Below are 18,328 nucleotides of genomic sequence, written 5' to 3' on the forward strand. Positions count from 1 at the left end.
CTGGAGGGACGACATGTCCGGGAATGCGACCTCAATGACCGTGCTGGGGCTCGGTGCGATGGGCAGCGCGCTGGCCGGTGCGCTGCTTGAAGCGGGACGGCCGGTGACGGTGTGGAACCGCTCTGCGGACAAGACGAAGCCGCTGGTGGAGCGGGGTGCGGTTGCGGCGGGGTCGGCCGCCGAGGCGGTCGCGGCGAGCGAGCTGGTGATCGTCTGCCTGCTGGACGACGCGTCGGTGCGCGAGGTGCTCAAGACGGCCTCGCTGACGGGCCGGACGGTGGTGAACCTGACCAACGGCACCCCTCGCCAGGCTCGTGAGCTGGCCAAATGGGTAACGGAGCAGGGCGGGGCGTTCCTCGACGGCGGCATCATGGCGGTTCCGCCGATGATCGGGCGGCCGGGCGCGTTCGTGTTCTACAGCGGGCCCCAGGACGTGTTCGACACGCACCGCGCGGCGTTCGACGCGTTCGGCGGCAGCAACTACGTCGGCGAGGACCCGGGGCTGGCGGCGTTGCACGACCTCGCGCTGCTGTCGGGGATGTATGGCCAGTTCACCGGCGTCTTGCAGGCCTACGCGCTGATCCGCAGCGAAGGGCTTTCGGCGGTCGAATTCGCGCCGTTGCTGAGCGGATGGCTGACCGCGATGGGCAGCTTCGTCCAGCAGGCCGCGGTGGAGGTAGACAGCGGCGACTACACCCAGAACGTCGTCTCGAACCTGGGGATGCAGGCCGCCGCGTTCGAAAACCTGCCCATCGCGGCCGCTGACCAGGGTGTCAGCTCCGAACTGCTCGCGCCGCTGCACCAGCTGCTCCTGCGCCGGGCCGCTGACGGCCACGGTGCGGAAAACCTGACCAGCGTCATCGAACTGCTGAAGAAGTAAGGAGAACTCGGGTGAGTGTGACAGTGATCGGCCTCGGCCCGATGGGGCAGGCCATGGTGCGGTCCTATCTGGCGGCGGGCCACGAGGTGACGGTGTGGAACCGCACCGCGAGCCGCGCCGACGACGTGGTGGCCGCTGGCGCGAAGCGCGCGGGAACCGTTGCCGAGGCGCTCGCCGCGAACGAATTGGTAATCCTCAGTCTCACTGATTATCAGGCGATGTACGACATTCTCGCGCCGACCGAGGACGCGCTGCGCAGGAAAATCGTGGTGAACCTCAGCTCGGACACGCCGGAACGCACCCGGGTGGCCGCGGAATGGCTGGCCGCACGCGGCGCGGAGATGATCGCGGGCGGGATCATGGTGCCCGCGCAGGTCGTCGGCACCGAGAGTGCGTTCGTGTTCTACAGCGGCGCGCAGCCGACGTTCGAGCGGATCGAACCGGCCCTGCGCGTCATCGGACGGCCGGACTACCGGGGCGCCGATCCGGGTCTGGCGCAACTGTATTACCAGTCGTTGCTGGATCTTTTCCTCACGACGCTGTCGGCGTTCCTGCACTCCGCCGCGCTCGTCGGCACCGCCGGGGTGTCCGCCGCGACGCTGGTGCCGTACGCGAACGAGCTGCTGACGCTGGTGCAGACGTCGCTGGACGAGGCGGCGAAGAACGTCGACAGCGGCAGCCACCCCAGCGACGAGGCGAACGCCAAGATGATGGGCGCGACGGCCGACCACATCCTCGCCGCGAGCCGGGACGCGGGCATCGACGTGGCCCTGCCCGCCGCGGTCAAGGAGCACTACGACCGCGCGGTCGCCGCCGGGCACGGCCGGGACAGCTGGACCAGTCTGTTCGAGGTGATCCGCGGCTGAGCGCCCGCGGTCTGGGAAGCGGGCGGATCCGCGCCGGTCGGCGGACAGCGCTTCCCGGACCGCGGCCCGGGGACGCATCCTGGACGCAGAGCCGCGCTGGGGAGGCGCGCCCGGGTCGAACCCGGGAGGACCAGCTGACCGGCCTGGTGGGGCGGACGCGGGCGCGGCTGCTGTGCGCATTGGCGGCGGAGTCCTCTACTGCGGCGTTGGCCGCGCGGCTGGGAGTTTCCCCGGCTGCGGTGCAACATACGAAGACGTTGCGGACGGCGGGGTTGATCACGACTACCCGGGCGGGGGTGGGAGTGCATCATTCGCTCACGCCGTTGGGGAGGGCGTTTCTCGAGCCGCGGCAACCCCGGCGGGCCCAAGGGATTCTCCTGGTCGTAACAGGGAATGCGCCGATGTCGATCACACCCTCGGCCGGGCTGGGGTCCCGGCCCGGAACGGGGTGGACGGTGTTCTCTGGTCTCGACGAGATCGACTGGGCGGGAATGAAGCACGCGTACGGACCGGCGACCGATGTCCCGGACCTGCTCCGGGGTCTGGTTTCGCCCGACCCGGTGGTGCGGGAGCGGGCGCTGGACGGCATGGAGGGCGCGGTCCACCACCAGCTCGACGTGTACGACTGCACGGTGGCGGCGCTGCCCTTCCTGCTGGAAGCGGCGGCGACGCCGGGGTTGCCCGGCCGCGCCGGGATCCTCGGGCTGGTCGCCAGCATCGGCGGCGTGGGGTGGGAAGTGCCGGGCACCGGCCCCGCGGCGGAGGCGGCCCGGACGCTCGCGGCAGCGGGTCCGGGTCTGCTGAGCTTGCTCGAGGACCCCGATCGCGAGGTGCGCCGGGCGGTCGCCGGGGCGCTGCCCGGCTGCCGCGACGATCTGGCCCGGGTGACCTCCGCGGTACTGGCCCGGCTGCCGGTCGAGTCCGACGCCGAGGTTCAGGTGGCGCTCGTCGAGGCGGCGGGCATGCTGGGCACGGGCGGGGAGATCAGTGCCGCGTTGGATTCGATGGCCGTCGGCGCGCAGTCAGCCCGGGTTCGGGTCGCTGCGCTGACCGAACGCGTCCGCATCGGGCCCGCGCAAGTGCCAGCGGGGGTCGTCACCGCACTCACCACGGCGGTGGAGGCTGCCTATGCCGAGGAACCGCCGCCGCCGCGACCGGATCCGGCCAGCACCGAAACCTTGCGCGGCATGCTTCATCAGCATGGGCTGAGCGACGGAATCAGCGAGCCGGCGCCGCATCTCGACCGCCTCGTCACGGACGTCAGCTGGGCGTTCGGCGACCGGGTTGCCGCGCGCTCCGCATTCATCGCGGCGCAGTTGCGCGCCGCGGACTGGGCGCAGCGCTACCACGCTGTCTTTGCCGCCCAGACGCTGCTGTTCGGCTGGCGAGGCGACCACAGCGAACTGGTCTCCCTGATCGGCGACCAGCTGGGCGACTCGCCGCCGAGGCTGCGCATGCGAGCCGTCACCACGTTGTCGATCATCGGCGAACTCGCCGCTCCGGCCGCGGACGCGCTCGTGGCCTGCATCGAATCGGCTCCCCGCACCGGCGAATACACCCCAGCCGGTTCCCTGGCATGGACAGTGCCGAATCCGTACGACGGCGGCGGCGACGTCAGCCCGGCAATCCGTGCGCTGTGCCACAGCGGCGACAGCCGAGCTTTGCCGGTGCTGCGGTGGCTGCTCGAACAGGATGCGCTGCCGAATTACCTCAATGCGCATATCGACGGTCTGGGGCCGCTGGCCGCGGAACTGGTTCCGCTGATCCGGCAGCGCCTGCGAGATCTCGGTGCCGACGACAATCGAGGCAGGGAGAACTTGTGCCGCTCTTTGGCCGAGATCGGCCCCGCCGCGGCCGACGCAGCACCGGAGGTCCTGGCCGCATTGGAATCCAATCCGGCACAGGCAGCCTACATCCTGACCAGGATCGGCGCCGGTGCCGAGGCCGTTCCGCTGCTGCGACCGCTGCTCAAGGACCTGGATCACGGAACCGCGGCCAGAGCCGCGACGGCGCTGTGGCAACTGGACAAGGACACGGAGACCGCACTGCCGGTCATCGTTCGGGCGCTGCGCGAGGGCGACAACTCCACCGCCACCTCGGTCTCGGCAGTCGTGCGGAATCTGGGCCCGGCCGCCGCAGCCGCGATTTCTGCGCTGCGCGCCCTGCTCGATCGTGCCGACGAATACGGGTGGCTGCACCAAAACGCCGCGACCGCGTTGTGGCGGATCACCGGCGATCCCGAGCCCGCGGTCTCCGTCCTGCAGTCGGTCTGGACGCGAAGCCGTCGCTGCTGGCCCGCTGTCGCCCGAGACCTCGTCGAATTCGGGTCCGCGGCTGCCCCCGCCGCGCCGTTGCTGCGAGAGGCGCTCGCGTCGCCGCGCCGCTACCTCGTCGAACGGGTCGCCAAATCCGATGACGGCTTGGCCAACGACATCGACATCGTTGGTGACGAAGCCTTTCAGCGCGATGCCCGCACGGTGCTCGCCTCGGTCGACGTCATTCGTCGAGAAGACGATCACCCTGATGGGAACCGTAAAACTCGGCTTGGCGGCGCATGAGTTCGCGCATCGGAGTTCCTCTCGGCGTTCCGTAGACAGTGCCCGGGAAATCCAAGGTGCGCTGCAGTTCCCAGAGTTCGTCGTGCCGGTCCGGGGAGAACAGTTCGGCCGGGTTGCCAGCGGCGATCCAGCCGATGGGAAGCACCGTGCCGGGTTCGAGGCGGGAGTTGACGTGCAGCACGCTGTTGATCCGGAGCTCGGACCCGGCGCCGGCGACTGCACCAGGGAACAGCGAGGCACCGGTCGCGACGAACACCTCGTCCTCGATCACGGCTCCGTTGACGTGGGCGTGCGGCCCGACCAGCACCGCGTCCCCTAGCTTCGCGGGCTGTGCGGACCGGCCGCGGACCAGGGCGTTTTCCATGACCACTACGTCCGAACCGGTGCGGACCTCGCCGTCTTCCGCGGTCAGCACCGCGCCGTGCAGGATTCGGGCTCGTTCGCCGAGGACGACTGCGCCGCACAGCACCGCGGTCGGGGCGACGTACGCCGACTCCGGGACCACCGGGCGTTGTCCTCGATGTTCGATCAGCATCGGTCCACGCTAACCCGCCGTCCGTTTGGCCGTCGCCCTGCCGGGATATCCGGTTCCGGACGCTGGCAGGAGGAAGCCATGACGGAACCGTTCGCGGTCGGCGCCGGGACGTCGTCGGCCGAGGGTGAGTTGACGGTGCCCGCCGATGCTGCCGGGGTGGTGGTTTTCGCGCACGGCTCGGGCAGTTCGCGGCACAGCCCGCGCAACCAGGCGGTCGCCCGGACCTTGCAGGACCACCGCTACGCGACGCTGCTGTTCGACCTGCTCAGCCAGGAGGAGCACGACCGGCAGCGGTTCGACATCGGGCTGCTGCGGGACCGGTTGCTGCGCGCGCTGGACGAGCTCGGCCGGCATCCCGCTGCGGGCGGGTTGCCGGTGGGGCTGTTCGGAGCCAGCACGGGGGCCGCCGCGGCGTTGAGCGCGGCGGCGAGCCGGCCGGACGTCGTGCGGGCGGTGGTTTCCCGCGGCGGCAGGCCGGATCTGGCCGAGGACGTCTTGGCGGAGGTGCGTTGCCCGGTGCTGCTGATCGTCGGGGGCAACGACGACACCGTGCGCAGGCTGAACAAGGCGGCTGCGGCTCAGTTGCCGGGCGACCGGGAGCTCGTGGTGGTGCCGGGGGCGGGGCACCTGTTCGAGGAGCCCGGCGCGTTGGAGCAGGTCGCCGACGCAGCCGCCGCGTGGTTCGACCGGCATCTTCCGGACGGCGGCGACCACGCCTTCGCCCTGTGACGCCGTTGCTCAGGGCAGTCCCGGCAGGAGCTTGTCGAGCGTGATCGGCAGGTCCCGCACCCGAACCCCCGTCGCGTGATGGACCGCATTGGCGATCGCCGCCGCGGTCCCGACGATGCCGATTTCGCCGATTCCCTTGCTACCCATGGGGTTGAGGTGCGGATCGGTTTCGTCGAGCCAGTCCGCGCGCAGGTCTTCGACGTCCGCGTTGGTCGCGATGTGGTACTCGGCGAGGTCGTGGTTGACGACATGCCCGAACCGCGGGTCGAGGACGCTGTTTTCGTGCAGCGCCATCGACAGGCCCATGACCATGCCGCCAAGCAGCTGCGAGCGCGCGGTGACCGGGTTGACGATCCGGCCGACCGCGAAGGTGCCGTGCAGCCGCGACACCCGGACTTCGCCCGTGTCGGCGTCGACGCGCGCCTCGGCGAACTGTGCTCCGAACCCGTACGTCGAGTATTTCTTGTCGTCCGGGTTTTTCGGGGTGTCGGCCTGTGCCTCGTCACCGTCACCGGGGTCCGAGCCGTATTTGTCGCGGAACGCCTCCGCGGCCGCGACCACTGCGGAACCCCACGACGCGGTTCCGGTCGAACCACCGGCCACCGTGGCTTTGGGGAGATCGGTGTCGCCGATCCGGACGTCGACGGAATCGACTGGCACGTCCAGTGCGTCCGCCGCGATCTGCGGCAGGATCGTCCACGCGCCCGTCCCGAGGTCGGCCGCGCCGATTTCGACGGCGTAGCGGTTCTTCTCGTACCGGATCGTCGCGCTCGATCCGGGCATCCGCTTCGCGGGGTACACCGAGGCCGCGACGCCGCTGCCGATCAGCCATCGCCCGTCTCGGCGACCACGCGTCCGGGAGTCCCAGCCGAAGCGTTCGGCTCCGGTGCGCAGGCATTCGACCAGGTGCCGGCTCGAGAAGGGGAGGCCGGTTTCGGGATCCTTCTCCGGTTCGTTGCGCACCCGCAGTTCGATCGGGTCGACGCCGAGCGCTTCGGCGAGTTCGTCCATCGCCACTTCCGGCCCGAACATTCCCGGGCACTCCCCCGGCGCGCGCATCCATGACGGCACCGGCACGTCGAGCCGCGCGAGCCGGTGGCTGGTGGCCCGGTTCCGCGCGGCGTACATCATCCGCGCGGGCGCCGCGGTCTGCTCGGCGAATTCCTTGATCCGCGAGGTCTGCTCGACGACGGCCATGTCGAGCGACTCCAGCCGTCCGTCGCGGTCGGCGCCGAGGCGGACCCGCTGGATCGTCGGCGTCCGGTATCCGGCCAGGCTGAACATCTGCTGCCGGGTCAGCGCGAGCTTCACCGGACGGCCCGGCACAGTCCGGGCGGCCAGCGCGGCGAGCACGACGTTGGCGTGCGGCATCCCCTTCGACCCGAAACCGCCGCCGAGGTAAGGGCAGATCACCCGGACGCGCTCGGCCGGCAGGCCGAAGGTCTTCGCCACAGTGGACCGTACCGAGTGGACGCTCTGGGTGGAATCCCACAGCGTCAGCACGCCGTCGTCCCACAAGGCCGTCGTCGTGTGCGGTTCGAGCGGGTTGTTGTGGTACATCGCCGTGGTGTAGGTCTGGTCCACAGTCACGGCGGACGCGGTCTCGAGGTCGCCCTCGCTCGTGTCGGTCGCGAAGCTCGGGTTGACCTTGTCCGGCTGGTACAGGTCGGGATCGTCGGCCTTGAGCTCGGCGACGAAGGGATCAGTCTCGTATTCGACGTCGACGAGTTCCGCCGCGTGCCGCGCGGTTTCGGACGACTCGGCCAAGACCAGCCCGATCACCCTGCCGCGAAACGGAATCTCGCAATCCTGCAGCACCGCGAGTTCCGCGTCGTCGGTGTCGGCGAGCCGCTCGGCGGTGAAGGGAGTGATCAACGCGCGGACACCGTCGAGGGCTTCCGCTTCGACGCCGCTGATCCGCACGCAACGACCGCGGGCGATGGCCGCCTGAATCGGATGGCAGTACAGCGGCGCTTCGGCGGGGTGTTCGTAGGCGTACGGCGCGGCTCCGGTGACTTTCGCCGGACCGTCGCGGCGGGTGAGCCCGCGTCCGATCGCCCGGGGTTCGAGCAGTCCGGTCATCGGTCGCGCTCCTCGGTGGTCAGGTCGCGCAGCACCGCGGTCAGGGTGCGGGCGGCGAGCGGGATCTTGAACGCGTTCCCTCCGTCGAGGCCGTCCAGCGCCTTGGCGTCCGCGAGTTCGGCATCGGCTGCTGCGCGGAAGACGTCCGCGCTAGGCCGGTTGCCGCGCAGGACTTCCTCGGCCCGCTGGGCGCGCCACGGTTTGTGCGCTACGCCGCCGAAAGCCAGCCGGACGTCCTCGATAACACCGTCTGAAATGGACAGTCCAACTGCGACAGAGACGAGCGCGAAGGCGTAGGAGGCTCGGTCGCGCACCTTGCGGTAGGTCGAACGGCGCGACCAGGAAGTGGCGGGCAGCGTGATGTCGGTGATCAGTTCGCCGTGTTCGAGGACAGTGTCACGTTCCGGGTGCTCACCGGGGAGGCGGTGCAGGTCCGCGAACGGCACCGTCCGCTCCCCGGACGGGCCGAGCACGTGGACGCGCGCGTCGAGCATCGCCATCGCCACGGCCATGTCCGAGGGATGCGTCGCGACGCACTGATCGGACGCGCCGAGAATCGCGTGATGGCGCGTGTAACCGCCGAGGGCCGAGCAACCGGAGCCCGGCGAACGCTTGTTGCACGGGGTCGTGACGTCCTGGAAGTAGACGCATCGGGTGCGCTGCAACGGGTTCCCGCCCACGGTGGCCATGTTCCGCAGTTGCGGCGACGCCCCGGACAGCAGCGCTTCGGCCAGCACTGGATACCGCTCCCGGACCCGCCGGTCGGCCGCGAGGTCGCTGTTGCGGACGCCCGCGCCGATCACCAGTTCGCCGTCGTTCTCGCGGATCTCGGTCGACATCAAGCCGGTCACGTCGACGATGCGCTCCGGGCGGGCCACCCCCAGTTTCAGGTGGTCGACGAGATTGGTGCCGCCGGCGAGGAACATCGCGGACGGTTCGGCCGCCACTGCCCGCACCGCCTCGGCCGTGGTCGCCGGTTTGCCGTACGCGAAGGGCTTCATCGCTGCTCTCCCGCCTCGCGGATCGCCGCGACGATCCCGGCGTAGGCGCCGCAACGGCAGAGGTTTCCGCTCATCCGCTCGGAGATTTCCTCGTCAGTCCATTGCGGAGTATCGGCCACCGACTTAGTGGCGTGGCTGGGCGCGCCGTCGCCGAACTCGGCCAGCAATCCGGCCGCGGAACAGATCTGGCCGGGCGTGCAGTAGCCGCATTGGAACCCGTCATGGTCCACAAACGACTGTTGCAGCGAATGCAGCTCGCCGTCCTCGGCCAGGCCAGCGGCTGTGGTCACTTCGGTGCCGTCGCAGGTGAGCGCGAGCGTCAGGCACGACAAGACTCGGCGGCCGTCCAGCAGAACCGTGCAGGCACCGCACTGGCCGTGGTCGCAGCCCTTCTTGGCGCTGTAGTTGCCGATCTGCTCCCGCAGCAGATCCAGGAGGGTGCGGCGCGGGTCCACGGCGAGCCGGTGCTCGGTCCCGTCGACGCGCAGCGCGATCGTCCGGACCGCACTGGCGGTTTCCGGGATGGGTTCCGTCTCGGCCGGTCGCATACCGCCGCCATACCCGCTCACCCCGCGCCCAAACCTCTGCCTGGTCGAGGGCAGGTTGTCGGCTCCCTTGCCGCCGTGGACCGCGACCACACGCACTCGCTCACAACAGCGTCCCCAACGGGCCGAGGTCGAGGTTCAAATCCGCGGCGGAAAGGTCGTACCGGTCCCGGAGTTCGGTCAGCCGTTCTTCGAGCAGCATCAGGGTCAGGCCGAGGCGTTCCTCCTGCGCCTCGGTCAGCCCGCCCTCCTCGACGCGGCGCAGGGCCTGGCGTTCCATCAGCTGCCGGAGCAGTTCGATGATCGTCAGGACCAGCTTCATCAGGTCGCGTTCCACCGTGTCCGCGTCGGTTTCGAGGCGGGTGGCCAGCGCGTCGGCCTTGGGCATCGGCCCTCCTTTCACCAGGGTGCCGGGCAGTCTTCACGGACCGAGGTGATCAGCGCGCGCAGGGAGATGTGCACCAGATCGACCTCGGCGACCGACAGCACCAGGTCGCCGGTCAGCACCACGCCCCCGGCGAGCAGCCGGTCCAGCAGGTCGACCAGGGCGAGCCGGTCGGTTTCCCCGACCGCGCCCGTCACGAGATCCCCGCGAAGGAGTACGGGGCCCACGGCCCGGTGACCTCGACTTCGACTCCGGCGACCTCCGATTGCCGCAGGTCCGCGAGCCGCTCCAGGAAGCGTTCGCGGCCGGCGTCGGGGACCAGGCAGGCCAGGTTGAGGATGTTGCGGTCGGCGCGGCCGGTGAGGGCGGGGTCCTGGGTGCGGTGCCGGTGGAGGTCCGCGGACAGCTCCGCGAGTTCCCGCTCGATTCGCTCGGCGACCGCGAGCGCCTCGTTCGTCCGGGTGTCCCGTGCCTGGCGTTGGCGGAGTCGTTGCCGCAAGTAGGACCGTCCGTCGGCGGGCGCTTCGGCAGCGGGCTCTTCGGCAGCGCGGAGCGAGGCGAAGACTTTCACGCCCCATTCGGCGTGGTCCCGGACCCGGCGCAACGCTTCCGAGAATTGCGCGGAATGCTCGGTGAGCATTTCCCGGACCCGGCCCTCGTCGCGGTAGATCGTCGCCATCCGCAGCGGCAGCACGCTCGTCCGACGGCTCGCCTCGTCCACGACGGCGTTGTGCGCGCGGGCGATTTCTTCCAGCCACGGAAGGTGCTGCAAGGACGCTTCGTCGAACCCTTCGTCCGGGGCCGGGCCGGCCAGCGCGGTCAGCCCGGCCTCGGAAATGGCGGAAACCGGCTGCTCGCGGAGCCCGGCAATGCCCTCCGCCGGGTTTTCCGCGGCGAATTCCGTGACTGCGTAGCAATACCAGCTCATTGTTCCGCTCGCTCTCCCCGCGCGAGTTCGAGTTGCGCGCGCAGTCGTTCGTTCTCCTCGAGCAGATCCTTGCGCTGCGAGCCCGAAGACAGGGACGGGTCGTGCTCCCACCAGTCGATGCCCATTTCCTTGGCCCGCTCGACCGATGCGACCAGCAACCGCACCTTGATGGTCAGCAGCTCGATGTCGAGCAGGTTGACCTGGATGTCCCCGGCGATCACGATGCCCTTGTCCAGCACCCGTTCCAGGATGTCGGCGAGGTTCGCGCCGCCGCCGGAACCGCCCGGGCGGGACACTCCGGCCGGTCGCCCGGCGGCCAGGCTGGACTCGCTCATCTGCTGCCTCCTCGTCACCGCGCCGCGACGGCGCGGCGGCCCCGGGGACGTTCGTCCTCGGGTTCGTCGTCTTCCTCTTCGTCTTCCTCGTCGAGGTCGTCCTCGTCTTCCTCGGGAAGGTCTTCGTCCTCGGGCTCGTCGTCGCGGTCCTCTTCCTCGCGCGGTTCGTCCTCGCCCTCGTCTTCCCGCACCTGCTCCGGGGAGCGCACGACCTCGCCGTCGCGGATCTCGCCGCGCCAGCCGTCGCCCGAGGCCTCTCCCGCCATCGTGATGAACCGGCGGAAGTGCTTGAGGTCCAGCCGCGCCCGGCGGCCCTGCGCGCGCCAGATGTTGCCGGTCTTCTCGAAAAGCCCGGCCGGGTAGTACTCGATGACCAGCAGGACCTTCGTCAGGCTCGGGGCGAGTTCGTGGAAGGTCACGACGCCCTTGATCGTGCCCTTGGCCCCGTCGGTGGTCCACGCGATCCGCTCGTCGGGGATCTGTTCGGTGATCGTGGCCTTCATCGACCGATTCGACCAGAAGATCTTGAACCGCCACTGCGACGTCGTGTCGTCGGTCTGCTCGGCGCTCGTGACGCCCTTGGCGAAACTGCTGAACTTCTGGAATTCGGTCCACTGGTCGTACGCCTCGCGGACCGGCACGCCGATGTCGATGTCCTCGATGATGTTGATGATCTTCTTGCCGCCGGACCCTCTGCCGCGCTTGCCGAACAGCCCCGACACCGAGTTCTTGAGAGCGGTGCCGCCGGCCTCGACCGCCGCCCGCACCGGGGATTTCCCTTCGGCGATCTTCTCGCCCGCGCTGAACAATCCCTTCAGCGAGCCGCTGCCGCCCGCGTCGGCCAGCCGCCGGGACGCCTCGCCCAGTTTGCTGCCCGCCGAGGACATCACCTGTTCGGCCTTCGCCTGCGCGTATTCCTCACCGGCATGCAGCAGTTGTTCCGTCGCAGGGTTGCGCGAGGCCAGTTCCCGAAGCTTCGCCAGGGGACCGAGTTCGTCGTTGTCAGAACGGGATTCAGCCACGGTTCACCTCCGAAGTGCCCGAGGAGCGCTTCTGCGTACGGCCGCCCGAGGACGTCCGTTTCCGCGAAGTCGAACTCGACGAAGTGCCGGACGACTTGCGCGACCCTTGCGTCGCACGCGGTTTCGCCGGACGTTTGCGCGCACGGGGCCGGGGTTCGCTTTCTTCCGTACCGCCGTCCTCGTTGTCGTCGGCGTCTTCCGGCTCCTGATCGTCCGAGTCGTCGCGACCGCTGACCGCCGCCGGCAGACCAGCGGCCTTGTCCCGCAGGGTGTCGGTGTGCTCTTGCAGCGAACTGGCCAGCCGCCCCGCCTGGTGCGTCAGGATGTCCGCGGCCAGGGTCTTGCCCGCACCCAGCACCTCGTCCCGCACCTGATCGCGGACCCCGGCCAGTTCGGGCGACGAAGCCAGCTCGCGCGTGACGTCCGACAGCAGCTTCTTCGGGTCCAGGTTCAGCTTCCGCCCGACGAGCCAGGCGCCCATGGTGATGGCCAGTTTGGCTTTTTTCCGTCTCCCGAGCACGTAACCGCCGACCACGGCGGCCGCGACCTTCATTCCCGGTGTCATCTGTTCGCTCCGTTCATCCGGCAACCCCCCGGTCGAATTCTTCGAGCAGATCGAGTATTTCGTCTTCTCTGCGGTCGAACTCCTCTTCGGTGATCCCTCCGGCCACCAGTTCCTTTTCCAGCGCAACGAGCTCCCGCTGCAGCTGTGCGATCTGTTCCTGCTCGGCGGCGTCGACGACCTGCCCGGTCACCCAGACCACGCCCCGCACCGGCGCCAGCGGAAGCAGGAGAATCTCGCCGAGCAGTCCCACTATTCGTCCTCGGTAAAGCTGTACGGCGGCAGCGGCCCCTGTGCGCGGACCTCCGCCACTTCCTCGACCAGGGTCGTCAGCCGCTGCACCGCGTCCTGGAATTCCGCCATTTTCTCCTGCGGCACCAGGAACGAGCAGTTGAAAAAGCACCCGTCGACCCGCGGTCCCGGAGCGTGCTCGGACGCCAGCGGAAGCAGGTAGCTCAGCACCGCGTTGGCGTCCTCGCCTTCGCGTTCCTCCAGCCGTCCGGCGACCAGTTCGCCGAACCGCACCTGCTCCGCCTGCCCGCGACCGGCGTCCTCCCGCAAGCTCGCGGCCAAGTTCCGGATTTCCTTGTCCCCGGCAAGGATCTGGCCGAGTACGGCCTCTTCCCGGTGCGAGACTTTGACGTTCATCTCCACGTGTCCGCGGACGCGTTGCAGCGCAGCCGTGTACACCTCGGCTTTCGCCGCGATCTCCTCCTCGACAGCGGTGTCGTCGTCCGCGACGACACCGAAGCGCATCGGCAACGTCGGCCCCTTCTCGCACAATGCCTGCAAGATCTCCTGGTGGGCAAGAAGATCCCTGCGCTTCGCCCGCAGTTCACCCTCGACATCGCCGACCACCGCACGGAGTTCGTCCCCGGCCGCCAGCACCCGCGCGGGCGACGGCGACGGTCCGACGCCGCGCAGATCGCCCACTTCCGCGGGATGATCGGCGAACGTGATGCCGTACAGATAAGTGCTCATTCGCTCGACCTCGCACTGCTGCGCCGGCTGCGAGCGCGCGGCCGTTCTTCGGGCTCTTCGTCCTTCTCGTCCTTGTCGCTGGACTTCTGGAACTGCTCGGCGAACGTCTCGACCGCACCGGTCAACGCGCCTTTGGACTTCCCTTTGGCGCCTTTCTCGGTCACCTCGCCCAGCAAGTCGGGCAGCGTCGTGGCACTCGAAGCACGGGTGAGATCCAGCCGGTTGCACGCTTCGGCGAACCGCAGATAAGTGTCCACACTGGCCACGACGATCCGCGCGTCCACAGTGAGCAATTCGATGCCCACCAGCGAAACCCGCACGAACGCGTCGATCACGAGACCCTTGTCCAGGATCAGTTCGAGGATGTCGTAGAGGTTTCCGGTGCCCGGCCCGCGTTGCAGCTGGCCGTTCTGGCCCTGCCGTCCGGTCGCCATGGTCATGAAATCGCCTTCCCTTCCTCACGCGTCGATCTGGCCGCGCGCGTACTTCCGGACCTGCTCGTAGCCGAGGAAGCCGCCCTGTGCGTCGACCCGCACGCAGTACGTGGCCATCAGGCTGGTGGTGTCCGGAACCCGTTCCAGCTCAAGCACTTCGACCAGCAGCTTCCATCCGTCGCCGTCCCGGGTGAACGCCGACACGGATTCGATGTCCTTTTCGGTCAGCTCCTCGAACACCGCACGCGCGTCGCGCATGAGCCCGGCGGGCGACCGGCTGTTTTCAGCCATCACGCCTCCGGCCGTCGTCGCGTCCACTCTCGCCAGGCCGATGAAACATGTGGAGTCGGCTACCCCGGGTGCTCCGGCCAAAACTGCCTACTCGCCAGGAACATCGAAATTGCGCCGAACAGCGCAGCGCCGCCCACCAGTCAGCGCAGAATCGAACGCTCAGTAGCGGACCGCGCGCGAAGCGCTCTGTTCCCAACGGAAAGCACTGTCTGTCCAAGAAGGACAAACCGCGGCCGTCCGCAGTGGATCGCGGACGGTCACGAAATCACCACCGCCACCGCATTCCGTGAATTCCGGCCGCCTGTCCGGTCCGGATCACGTGGGCGGGCACGCCGGGCCGCAACCGGACCTCGGCGGTCTCCTGCTCCGGACCGGACGGCGAGTCCTGCCGGTAGGCCACGCATTCCGCGGGCAGCGCCGCGGGATCGAAATGCACTTCCAGCAGGTGTTCCGCGATCGGCAGCCGGAACCGCCGGTCGTAGCGCGAATCCGGTTCCTCGTCGCGGAACGCGAACCGGTACTCGACGATCCCCGTCTCGCCAGGAGCCAGCGGATGGTCGAGGACGAGTTCAGTCACTGAGAACGCCTGTTCCGGCGTCGTCCGCACGACGCCGGGCCGGCAATACCGCGCGGACACCAGCGCCGGCGACTGCCCGGGCGTGAACCCGCGCAGCGCGACGATGCGCACGAACGCCGGTTCGTCCAGCGCCCGCAGCACTTCCCGCACGTGGAGACCGCGCATCCGTCCCGCGGCGTCGACGTGCAGGGTTTCGTGCACGCTGACCGATTCCGGCGAAGAGTCCTCGAACGAGTTCAGCACCATCGGAAGCAGGCTGCGGTTCTCCCACAACCGGTCCCAGCGCGCCGCGCGCGGGGCCGGGGAGCCGGTGCGCGGCCGGTCCAGCAGCGCGCGCAGCGTCCCCGGCGGGACGTCCAGGACCGGCTCGAGCAAAGCCAGTGCCCGCAACGATTCCGGCCGTTCCGGACGGCTGCGCCCGGTGCGCCAGGAGCTGAGCGTGGTCGTGCTGACCGGCACGCCCGAGGCCGCGAGCCGTTCGCGCAGCCGCGCCAGCCCGAGGCCGCTGCGCTCGATCGCCAGCGTCAGGGCGCGTTCGAAGGGCCCCTCGGCCAGTGCCTTGGCCAGCCGCTCCCCGCCCGGAGCCGGGGCGAACAACCGCATTTCGCCTCTCCTGGAAAAAACGGACCGGTCGAGACGGATTCTCGGCATCCGTTCACCGGTTGGCAACCCGCCGAAAGTCGCGTCGCCGCCGCTTGCCCGCCACCGGCGGTTCGGCGGATTCCGCCGCCCGGCCGCGCTGCTTACGTTCGGAAGCGTCCCCCATCGGAAACTGTCCCCAAGGAGCGACATGCGCGCACTCACCCGGGCCCTCGCCGTGCTGACCGGTTCCTGCGCGGTGCTCGGCGCGTTCGCTGTGACCCCCGCGTCCGCGAGCCCCGCGGCCCCCGCCGCCCAGCCGTCGATCATCGGCGGCAGCACCGCGCAGAACCCCGGCTACATCACGCGCTTCAACGGCCACGCGAACGGCTACACCTTCTTCTGCACCAGCACCCTGATCGGCAGCCGCTGGGTCCTCACCGCGAAGCACTGCATGTACGACAACAACGGACAGCGCCTCACCGACATCGACCTGTACATCGGTTCGAACAGCGCCAGCGGCGGCGTGCACGCCAAGGCCGCCTCCACCTACGTCTACTCCGGCGGCGACCTGGCGCTGATCAAGCTGAACACCGACGGCGGCAGCACGTACGCCCGCCTCGCCAGCAGCTCCGACGACGCGCAGGAAGGCGACAGCGCCACCGTGTACGGCTGGGGCGCGACGCAGAGCACCGACGAGGGCCACCACCAGTCGAGCGTGCTGAAGAAGGCCGAGGTGACGATCTCGAACACCCAGGACAGCGACAACTCCGGCGGGCCGGCCATCACGGCGAGCACCCCGAACGGCGCGGTGGCGGGCGGCGACTCGGGCGGTCCGATGGTCGACGGCGGGATCCAGGTCGGGGTGTGCTCCACCAGCGACCGCTCCAGCGTCACCACCTACGGCAGTGTGGCCGCCGGGCGGGACTGGATTCAGCAGGTCTCCGGGGTCTGATCGCCGCGGCCCTGGTGCACGCCGTCCGTGAAGGTCTCATTCATTCTCCTCTGCCCGTGTCTTGTGGGCCGTGAGGGCCACCCTGAGGGAATCAGATTCCCTCAGGGTGGCCCTCACGACGGCCCGCACGTCCCGCGTCTCAGGCCAGGCGAGACCTTCGATCTGGGCGGACACGGCTCGAACGCACCTGCAACGCCGCCTCAAGTTCCTGGGATTGAATCTGATTCCCCCAAGGAGTCCTTCACGGACAGCCAGCCCCGGCGGCGGAACAGGCGGGTCAGCTGAGGTTCTTCAGCGCCTTCTCCGCCGACGCAGCGTCCTTCTCCATCCCGCGCCACGGGTCGTCCTTGCGCGCCAGCCGCCGGTGCAGCTTGTCCGGGCCCCAGCCGTTCGACTCGGCCTTGCCGAGTTCCGTCCAGTCCAGCGGGGTCGCCGACGCCGCGCCGGGGCGGGCGCGCAGGGAGTACGGGGCCACGAACGTCTGGGCGTAGCCGTTGCGGTTCGCGTCGACGAAGACGCGGTCGCCGCGCCGGTCCTTGCGCTGGGCGGTGGTCAGGTGCTCCGGGTCGGCGGCGGCGATGCGGTCCGCCAAGGCTCGGGAGAGTTCCAGGACCACGTCCGTGGTCGCCGTGGCGTCGAGGGGCGCCACGACGTGGAAGCCGCGGCCGCCGGTGGCCTGGAGGTACGCGGCGAGACCGGCGTCGGCGCAGTGGTCGCGGATGCGGCGGGCGGCGGTGCGCAGGTCGGCGACGTCGGTGCCGTCCGGCGGGTCCAGATCGAGCACCAGCAGGTCCGGCTTCTCCGGTGCGTCCACAGTGGACAGCCAGACGTGGAACTCCACCGTGCCCTGGTCGGCCAGGTACAGCAGGGAATCCTCGTCGTCGCACACAACATACTCGTCGGCGCCGCCGTCCCGCCGCGGCACGCGTTCGGTGCGCAGCCACGACGGGAAGTGCTCGCCCGGATGCTTCTGGAACCACCCCTCGGACTCGATGCCGTCCGGGTACCGCCGCAGCGTGAGCGGGCGGCCGCGCAGGTGCGGCAGCATCGCGGGCGCGACCGTGCGGTAATGCTCGGCGACGTCGCCCTTGGTGAGACCGTCGGCGGGGTAGAAAACCTTGTCAGGATGGGAAATATTCACGGTCGCTCCCGGATCACGTCGGACGGCTTCTTGTCCTCGCGCAGGCCGGTGAACCTCGGGTGCCGCAACCGGCCGTCGCGGGTCCACTCGGAGAACCCGATCTGCGCGACCAGTTCAGGCCGCACCCACCGCGCACCCGGTTCGCGCACCGGATCGGCGAACGGCGAACCGTCGGTTTCGCGCCGGGCCAGCTCGGCGTGCAGCGAGGTCAACAGCTTGTGGTCGAAGCCGGTGCCGACCTTGCCCGCGTACCGCAGCCGCCCCTTCTCGTGGTAGCCCAGCAGCAGCGCGCCGAAACCGATGCGGCTGCCCTGCGGGGCGGTGAACCCGCCGATCACCATCTCCTGCCCCTGCTGGCACTTGAACTTCAGCCAGTCCGGCGAGCGGCCGTGGTGGTACGGCGCGTCGGCGCGTTTCGCGATCACGCCCTCCCAGCCGCGGCGGCAGGCTCCCTCGAAGTACTTCTCGCCCTCGGTGTTGCGGTGCGAGGACAGGCGGAGCGGGTCTTTGAAGGTGAAGGCGTCGCGCAGATCGACTTTCGCTCGCGCAGGGCGAGCGGCGTGGTGTCCTGCTCGTCGTAGTACAGGAGGTCGAAGAGGTAGTAGTACACGCGCACGCCGGTCGCGCGGGCGCGCTCCGGATCGGTCAGGTGGATGCGCGGCTGGAGCGCGGCGAAACTGGTCTGGTCCCCGTCGAACGCGACGATCTCCCCGTCCGCGACGAATCGCGGTCCGCCTTGCGCGGCAAGGGCTTCCACGATTTCGGGGTACGCGTTGTCCATCACCTTGCGGTTGCGGGAGTAGAGCGTGGGCGCGCCGCCGTCGCGCACGCAGATCGCGCGCACGCCGTCGAGCTTGCGCTCGTAGATCCAGTCCTCGTCGGAAAAGCGGCGGTCGGTGAGGGTGGCGAGGGTCGGCTCGCGCCAGCCGGGACCAGTCATTC

The 18,328-nt window shown here is 69.5% G+C and carries 21 protein-coding genes and 1 pseudogene; 5 read left to right on the top strand and 17 right to left on the bottom strand.

The features are described from left to right. Positions 1 to 13 precede the first annotated feature (13 nt). From EIZ45_RS39700 to EIZ45_RS39710, 3 genes are all read left to right on the top strand, one after another. Positions 14 to 880, top strand: a complete 867-nt coding sequence (locus EIZ45_RS39700; RefSeq protein WP_134667910.1) for an NAD(P)-dependent oxidoreductase — start codon at positions 14 to 16, stop codon at positions 878 to 880. Between the two features lie 11 nt (positions 881 to 891). Next, a complete protein-coding gene (locus tag EIZ45_RS39705) occupies positions 892 to 1,746 on the top strand; it encodes an NAD(P)-dependent oxidoreductase (protein WP_134667911.1) in 855 nt (284 codons plus the stop codon). Between the two features lie 401 nt (positions 1,747 to 2,147). Further along, entirely contained in the window at positions 2,148 to 4,304 is a 2,157-nt protein-coding gene (locus tag EIZ45_RS39710) for a HEAT repeat domain-containing protein (protein ID WP_134667912.1), read from the top strand. Here EIZ45_RS39710 and EIZ45_RS39715 read toward each other — a convergent pair. After that, complete coding sequence (locus tag EIZ45_RS39715) at positions 4,243 to 4,839, bottom strand: gamma carbonic anhydrase family protein (RefSeq protein ID WP_134667913.1); 597 nt, start codon at positions 4,837 to 4,839, stop codon at positions 4,243 to 4,245. The two genes, EIZ45_RS39710 and EIZ45_RS39715, sit on opposite strands and share 62 nt — an antisense overlap. A 78-nt stretch (positions 4,840 to 4,917) precedes the next feature. Between EIZ45_RS39715 and EIZ45_RS39720 the strand changes: the two genes are divergently transcribed. Further along, on the top strand, positions 4,918 to 5,568 hold the full coding sequence (locus EIZ45_RS39720) for a dienelactone hydrolase family protein (RefSeq protein ID WP_134667914.1): 651 nt from the start codon (positions 4,918 to 4,920) through the stop codon (positions 5,566 to 5,568). Positions 5,569 to 5,577: 9 nt separating this feature from the next. Here EIZ45_RS39720 and EIZ45_RS39725 read toward each other — a convergent pair whose 3' ends face one another. The 14 genes from EIZ45_RS39725 to EIZ45_RS39790 all read right to left on the bottom strand — a co-directional run bounded on the left by EIZ45_RS39725 (position 5,578) and on the right by EIZ45_RS39790 (position 15,314). After that, the gene (locus tag EIZ45_RS39725) at positions 5,578 to 7,650 is read right to left on the bottom strand and encodes a xanthine dehydrogenase family protein molybdopterin-binding subunit (protein WP_134667915.1); all 2,073 of its coding nucleotides are present in this window, start codon (positions 7,648 to 7,650) and stop codon (positions 5,578 to 5,580) included. Continuing rightward, positions 7,647 to 8,651 (bottom strand): xanthine dehydrogenase family protein subunit M, encoded by a 1,005-nt coding sequence (locus EIZ45_RS39730; RefSeq protein WP_134667916.1) that lies wholly within the window; start codon positions 8,649 to 8,651, stop codon positions 7,647 to 7,649. The genes EIZ45_RS39725 and EIZ45_RS39730 overlap by 4 nt, the downstream gene beginning before the upstream one ends. Continuing rightward, on the bottom strand, positions 8,648 to 9,199 hold the full coding sequence (locus EIZ45_RS39735; RefSeq protein WP_134667917.1) for a (2Fe-2S)-binding protein: 552 nt from the start codon (positions 9,197 to 9,199) through the stop codon (positions 8,648 to 8,650). Before EIZ45_RS39735 ends, EIZ45_RS39730 begins: the two co-directional genes overlap by 4 nt. 100 nt (positions 9,200 to 9,299) lie before the next feature. After that, a complete protein-coding gene (locus EIZ45_RS39740) occupies positions 9,300 to 9,584 on the bottom strand; it encodes a gas vesicle protein K (RefSeq protein ID WP_037818464.1) in 285 nt (94 codons plus the stop codon). An 11-nt stretch (positions 9,585 to 9,595) separates the two neighbouring features. After that, entirely contained in the window at positions 9,596 to 9,808 is a 213-nt protein-coding gene (locus tag EIZ45_RS39745) for a gas vesicle protein (RefSeq protein ID WP_134667918.1), read from the bottom strand. Next, a complete protein-coding gene (locus EIZ45_RS39750; protein WP_134667919.1) occupies positions 9,775 to 10,509 on the bottom strand; it encodes a GvpL/GvpF family gas vesicle protein in 735 nt (244 codons plus the stop codon). Before EIZ45_RS39750 ends, EIZ45_RS39745 begins: the two co-directional genes overlap by 34 nt. Beyond that, entirely contained in the window at positions 10,506 to 10,844 is a 339-nt protein-coding gene (locus tag EIZ45_RS39755) for a gas vesicle protein (protein WP_134667920.1), read from the bottom strand. Before EIZ45_RS39755 ends, EIZ45_RS39750 begins: the two co-directional genes overlap by 4 nt. 14 nt (positions 10,845 to 10,858) lie before the next feature. Continuing rightward, positions 10,859 to 11,866: an SRPBCC family protein gene (locus EIZ45_RS39760; RefSeq protein ID WP_134667921.1), complete on the bottom strand. Its 1,008-nt coding sequence runs from the start codon at positions 11,864 to 11,866 to the stop codon at positions 10,859 to 10,861. Beyond that, positions 11,859 to 12,431 carry a hypothetical protein gene (locus EIZ45_RS39765; RefSeq protein WP_134667922.1) on the bottom strand — a complete coding sequence of 191 codons (573 nt, stop codon included), beginning with the start codon at positions 12,429 to 12,431 and terminating at the stop codon, positions 11,859 to 11,861. Before EIZ45_RS39765 ends, EIZ45_RS39760 begins: the two co-directional genes overlap by 8 nt. A gap of 13 nt (positions 12,432 to 12,444) precedes the next feature. Next, complete coding sequence (locus tag EIZ45_RS39770) at positions 12,445 to 12,681, bottom strand: gas vesicle protein GvpG (RefSeq protein WP_037818472.1); 237 nt, start codon at positions 12,679 to 12,681, stop codon at positions 12,445 to 12,447. Then, entirely contained in the window at positions 12,681 to 13,409 is a 729-nt protein-coding gene (locus EIZ45_RS39775) for a GvpL/GvpF family gas vesicle protein (RefSeq protein WP_134667923.1), read from the bottom strand. The genes EIZ45_RS39770 and EIZ45_RS39775 overlap by 1 nt, the downstream gene beginning before the upstream one ends. After that, on the bottom strand, positions 13,406 to 13,849 hold the full coding sequence (locus tag EIZ45_RS39780; protein WP_107051192.1) for a gas vesicle structural protein GvpA: 444 nt from the start codon (positions 13,847 to 13,849) through the stop codon (positions 13,406 to 13,408). Before EIZ45_RS39780 ends, EIZ45_RS39775 begins: the two co-directional genes overlap by 4 nt. 18 nt (positions 13,850 to 13,867) lie before the next feature. Further along, positions 13,868 to 14,134 (bottom strand): gas vesicle protein, encoded by a 267-nt coding sequence (locus EIZ45_RS39785; protein WP_037818560.1) that lies wholly within the window; start codon positions 14,132 to 14,134, stop codon positions 13,868 to 13,870. A 265-nt stretch (positions 14,135 to 14,399) separates the two neighbouring features. Then, positions 14,400 to 15,314: a hypothetical protein gene (locus EIZ45_RS39790; RefSeq protein ID WP_134667924.1), complete on the bottom strand. Its 915-nt coding sequence runs from the start codon at positions 15,312 to 15,314 to the stop codon at positions 14,400 to 14,402. Between the two features lie 187 nt (positions 15,315 to 15,501). Between EIZ45_RS39790 and EIZ45_RS39795 the strand changes: the two genes are divergently transcribed. After that, positions 15,502 to 16,245: a trypsin-like serine protease gene (locus EIZ45_RS39795; protein ID WP_134667925.1), complete on the top strand. Its 744-nt coding sequence runs from the start codon at positions 15,502 to 15,504 to the stop codon at positions 16,243 to 16,245. Between the two features lie 277 nt (positions 16,246 to 16,522). Here EIZ45_RS39795 and ligD (EIZ45_RS39800) read toward each other — a convergent pair whose 3' ends face one another. Together ligD (EIZ45_RS39800) and ligD (EIZ45_RS39805) are read right to left on the bottom strand one after the other, a co-directional pair. After that, positions 16,523 to 17,386 (bottom strand): non-homologous end-joining DNA ligase, encoded by an 864-nt coding sequence (gene ligD / locus EIZ45_RS39800; protein ID WP_043834231.1) that lies wholly within the window; start codon positions 17,384 to 17,386, stop codon positions 16,523 to 16,525. Continuing rightward, positions 17,383 to 18,326 (bottom strand): annotated as a pseudogene (gene ligD / locus EIZ45_RS39805) (non-homologous end-joining DNA ligase). Before ligD (EIZ45_RS39805) ends, ligD (EIZ45_RS39800) begins: the two are co-directional and overlap by 4 nt. Positions 18,327 to 18,328 lie beyond the last annotated feature (2 nt).

Source organism: Amycolatopsis sp. CFH S0740 (assembly GCF_004522315.1).
Classification (GTDB): Bacteria; Actinomycetota; Actinomycetes; order Mycobacteriales; family Pseudonocardiaceae; genus Amycolatopsis; species Amycolatopsis nivea.

What these genes read in the sequence shown, in the direction of transcription:
- EIZ45_RS39700 (WP_134667910.1), top strand. Translation starts at nt 14, where the DNA reads ATGTCCGGGAATGCGACCTCAATGACCGTGCTGGGGCTCGGTGCGATG.
- EIZ45_RS39710 (WP_134667912.1), top strand. Translation starts at nt 2,148, where the DNA reads ATGTCGATCACACCCTCGGCCGGGCTGGGGTCCCGGCCCGGAACGGGG.
- EIZ45_RS39715 (WP_134667913.1), bottom strand. Translation starts at nt 4,839, where the DNA reads ATGCTGATCGAACATCGAGGACAACGCCCGGTGGTCCCGGAGTCGGCG.
- EIZ45_RS39720 (WP_134667914.1), top strand. Translation starts at nt 4,918, where the DNA reads ATGACGGAACCGTTCGCGGTCGGCGCCGGGACGTCGTCGGCCGAGGGT.
- EIZ45_RS39725 (WP_134667915.1), bottom strand. Translation starts at nt 7,650, where the DNA reads ATGACCGGACTGCTCGAACCCCGGGCGATCGGACGCGGGCTCACCCGC.
- EIZ45_RS39730 (WP_134667916.1), bottom strand. Translation starts at nt 8,651, where the DNA reads ATGAAGCCCTTCGCGTACGGCAAACCGGCGACCACGGCCGAGGCGGTG.
- EIZ45_RS39735 (WP_134667917.1), bottom strand. Translation starts at nt 9,199, where the DNA reads ATGCGACCGGCCGAGACGGAACCCATCCCGGAAACCGCCAGTGCGGTC.
- EIZ45_RS39740 (WP_037818464.1), bottom strand. Translation starts at nt 9,584, where the DNA reads ATGCCCAAGGCCGACGCGCTGGCCACCCGCCTCGAAACCGACGCGGAC.
- EIZ45_RS39750 (WP_134667919.1), bottom strand. Translation starts at nt 10,509, where the DNA reads ATGAGCTGGTATTGCTACGCAGTCACGGAATTCGCCGCGGAAAACCCG.
- EIZ45_RS39755 (WP_134667920.1), bottom strand. Translation starts at nt 10,844, where the DNA reads ATGAGCGAGTCCAGCCTGGCCGCCGGGCGACCGGCCGGAGTGTCCCGC.
- EIZ45_RS39765 (WP_134667922.1), bottom strand. Translation starts at nt 12,431, where the DNA reads ATGACACCGGGAATGAAGGTCGCGGCCGCCGTGGTCGGCGGTTACGTG.
- EIZ45_RS39775 (WP_134667923.1), bottom strand. Translation starts at nt 13,409, where the DNA reads ATGAGCACTTATCTGTACGGCATCACGTTCGCCGATCATCCCGCGGAA.
- EIZ45_RS39780 (WP_107051192.1), bottom strand. Translation starts at nt 13,849, where the DNA reads ATGACCATGGCGACCGGACGGCAGGGCCAGAACGGCCAGCTGCAACGC.
- EIZ45_RS39785 (WP_037818560.1), bottom strand. Translation starts at nt 14,134, where the DNA reads ATGGCTGAAAACAGCCGGTCGCCCGCCGGGCTCATGCGCGACGCGCGT.
- EIZ45_RS39790 (WP_134667924.1), bottom strand. Translation starts at nt 15,314, where the DNA reads ATGCGGTTGTTCGCCCCGGCTCCGGGCGGGGAGCGGCTGGCCAAGGCA.
- EIZ45_RS39795 (WP_134667925.1), top strand. Translation starts at nt 15,502, where the DNA reads ATGCGCGCACTCACCCGGGCCCTCGCCGTGCTGACCGGTTCCTGCGCG.